Source organism: Stackebrandtia sp. (assembly GCF_035643755.1).
Taxonomy (GTDB): Bacteria; Actinomycetota; Actinomycetes; order Mycobacteriales; family Micromonosporaceae; genus Stackebrandtia.
This window is the reverse complement of the sequence record NZ_DASQPW010000016.1, coordinates 1-2,836: the sequence shown is the minus strand read 5'-3', so window position 1 is coordinate 2,836 and position 2,836 is coordinate 1. Positions and strand designations below refer to the sequence as shown.

Here is a 2,836-nt window from a genome sequence, read left to right as displayed (position 1 = left end):
GGCGGCCGTTGTTCCACGGGCACAGGGGATCGGCGACGTCGATCACCACGTCGAGGTCGGCCGCGTAGCGCCGAGCCGCCAGGGCGACGTCCACATCGACCAGGCGCACCCACAGCCGATCCTGCACCGACGGACGGGTGGCGCGGGGGTCGACCAGAAGGTGAAGCAGCGGATCGTCCACGGCGGCCTCGTACTCGATGAGGTCGACCAGGTCCATGTCGATCATGAACCGCCACAGGGAGGCGTGCGCGGCCCTGGTCTCGGCGGCCAGTTCGAGAATCTCGGCGCCGCGGCTCATCCGTCGATACAGGACGTACCCGTCGGCCCGACCGTTCGACGTGTGGGCGGCGTAGCGAATCGCGGTGCGATCGCCGCGCGGCGGTTCGAACAGGCGCAGGTCCCAGGCGCTGGCGTCGCGGTCGGGCCAGCCGACCGTCTCGCGCGCGACGCGCTCGTACACCGCGGCGATGACGCCGCGCGCGCCTTCGGCGTCCAGAAGGGAGATCGCTCCGTCGCCGAAGTCGGTGTCGCCGCGCAGAACCATGGCGCGGGCGTCGGCGCGCCACTGCGCGCCCTGGCTGGCGGGGCCGTAACCGTAGCGGCCGTAGATGCCCGCCTCGGCGGGCCGCAGCGCCGCCACGGCCTCGCCGTGGGAACGCATGTCCTCCAACTGGTAGCGCATCATCGCGGTGTTGATGCCGCGCCGCCGATGCGTGGGCGGCACCGCGACCGAGGCGACCCCCGCGACATCGAGCCGCGCGCCGGGGACGGTCAGCCTGCGCGGGTAGATCGACGCGCCGCCGACGGGGGTGGCGCCGTCGAACGCGCCGACCGTGCGGCTCAGGTCGGTGGCGGAGCGCTGGATCGCCAGTTCGGCGTCGGTGCGGTCGATGCCGTAGGTGTCGGCGATCATGCGCGCCCAGCGGGGGAACTCGGCATCGGTGACGGGTCGCAGCGGGTACGGGTTGTTTGTCATGGCACCAGGCTCTGTCGGTAAACACCCCGCCGTCATCGGGCGATTGAGGTATTTGGGTGTTTAAACGAGTCCTCGCTGATGCGCGATCGTGGCGGCCTCGGTGCGGTTGGCGGCGCCGAGCTTGGTGAGGATGTGGGAGACGTGCACGCCCGCGGTGCTGGGGGAGATGTACAGCTTGGCGGCGATCTGGCGATTGCTGAGGCCCTCGGCGATCAGGGCGAGCACCTCGAGCTCGCGCTGCGACAGCTCACTCCTGGCGGCATCGAACTCGGGCGCGGGAACCAGTGCGGCGTATAGCTTCTGGGCGCCCAGGCGTTCGGCGATCGCCTCGGCCTCGGTGCGCAGCGATCCCGAGGTGTCGGCGCGATCGGCGGCGCGGGCGGCGAACCCGAGGCTCAGCGCGAGTTCCCAGGGGTGGCCGCGTTCCCGCCAGACCGGGATCACCGAGCCCCAGGCATCGGAGGCCCCGCTGGTGGTGAGCGCGTCGATCAGCTCGTGGTACGCGGCGTCCAGCAGGCCGTCCACGGGGAGGGAACGGCTGAGGTCGGCGGCGCGGGCGACGGTGTCGGGGTTGAGCGCCGCGACCAGCAGCAGCGGCCGAAGCTCCACGGCGGGCACGACGCGAAACGACGGATTGGCCAGGGCGGTGTCGAGCAGCTCGCCCACCCGCGCCGATTCGCCGCGCGCCAGGGCGACCAGGGCCAGCACCTGGCAGCGGTGAAAGAAGTGCGTGCCGAGCCGTTCGTCGTCAAGGGACAGGCGCTCCGCCAGCTCGGAGGCGGTGTCGAGATCCCCTCGCAGCACCGCCACATGCGCCTCGACCGCGTGCAGGATTCCCGCCGACATGGGCGGCGGATCCTCGGCTAGCGCCTCGTTGACCGTCGCGGCGGCGGCGTCCGCACGGCCCGACAACAACTGCGCCTTGGCCAGGTACCCCGCCAGGTGGGTGCCGCGGCTGCGGGCCAGACCGAGCCGCTGGGCACGCCGCATGCCCTCGGCGGCGGCCCGCGCCGAGCTGGGCTGATCACCGTGGCGCCCATGGTGAATGGCCAGGTACATCAGCGCCGTGATCATCAGGTCGTGGTCGCGGATGTCCTCGGTGATCGACAGCGCCTCGGCCAGCAGGTCCAGGTGGGAGGTCACGGCCCCCACCACCAGCAGACCCCGAATCGTGACCGTGGGGTCGGCGGTGCGGCGCCCGATGACCAGCGCCTCGGTACCCAGCGCGAACGCGGCCTCGGCGTCGGCGCGCACCGTGGCCATCGCCCGCAACCCGAGCAGCCGCCCCCGATCGATGTCCCACGTGGTCGGCGTCGGTGCTTCGGGCGACGGTTCCCGATCGTTGGTGTCGGCCACGTTGCCGCGGCCGAGGGACCGCCCGCGACCCGTCTCCCGTGGCGGCTTCCGACCGTTGGTGCCCGTGACGGCGTCGTGGTCGCGGGACCGTCCAGGATCGATGTCGTGTGTGGTCGGCGTCGGTGCTTCGGGCGACGGTTCCCGATCGTTGGCGCCCGCCGCGGCGCCGCGACCGTGGCCCGCGGCCTTGGAGGCGAGAACGAACAGGTCGTAGGAGCGCTCCAGATCGGCCATGCCCGTGGCGTCGGTGCGGTCGCGCAGCCGACCGCGATACTCCAGCAGCCGTGCCGCCCGTTCGGGCTCCCGCGCCTCGTCCACGAATCCCAGACCCGCTGTCGCGTAAGCGATGCCGCGCGGGTAGTCCCCGCTGAGCATGCAGCACTCGGCGGCGTGGACGCACACCTCCGCGCGATCCAACCCCAGCCGCTCGGCCGCGTCGGGCACCGCCTCCCACAGCTCGAGCACCCGATCCAGGTGGTGCGCCTCCTCGACGTACGCGTACGA

Annotated in this window: 2 protein-coding genes; both read right to left on the bottom strand. The window is 72.3% G+C overall.

The annotated features are described in order from the left end of the window. On the bottom strand, positions 1-976 hold a 976-nt coding region (locus VE172_RS01105), incomplete at its 3' end, for a GNAT family N-acetyltransferase (protein WP_324795927.1). Positions 977-1,036: 60 nt separating this feature from the next. After that, positions 1,037-2,836 (bottom strand): helix-turn-helix transcriptional regulator (locus tag VE172_RS01100; protein ID WP_324795924.1); only part of this gene is annotated, 1,800 nt, incomplete at its 5' end.